Source organism: Streptomyces sp. P9(2023) (genome assembly GCF_032436795.1).
Classification (GTDB): Bacteria; Actinomycetota; Actinomycetes; order Streptomycetales; family Streptomycetaceae; genus Streptomyces.
In genome coordinates this window covers 1-324 of sequence record NZ_JAUPWM010000285.1, presented here as the reverse complement: position 1 = coordinate 324, position 324 = coordinate 1, and the positions used below count along the sequence as shown (strand labels likewise).

General features: G+C 43.8%; 1 protein-coding gene. It reads left to right on the top strand.

Annotated elements, in window-relative coordinates; all coding sequences use genetic code 11:
• Positions 1-68: 68 nt before the first annotated feature.
• A partial coding sequence (locus Q5762_RS37655) for a phage minor tail protein L (protein ID WP_315896815.1) occupies positions 69-324 on the top strand: 256 nt, incomplete at its 3' end.

The window sequence follows — 324 nt, the reverse complement described above, 5'->3', positions numbered from 1 at the left end:
TGCGCATTGCTTATTGAGGCAGTAAAAGAGTTAGATGATAAGTTTGAATCTTTTAAGAAAAATCAAAAATGATTACATCTGACATTCAATCTCTAGAGCCTGGAAATAAGATTGTTCTATTTGAGCTTGACGCCACTAGCATCAATGCCGATCAATTGTATTTTCATGCTCATCTGCAAAGCGGACCTATCTTCTGGCAAGGTCAGCAGTATGATCCGTGGCCGATTGAATGTGAGGGATTTGCACGTAGCACAAGCGCGCCGCCTCAGCCTAAGCTGCGCGTAGGAAATGTGGATGGAACTATCACCGCGCTATGTCTAGCGT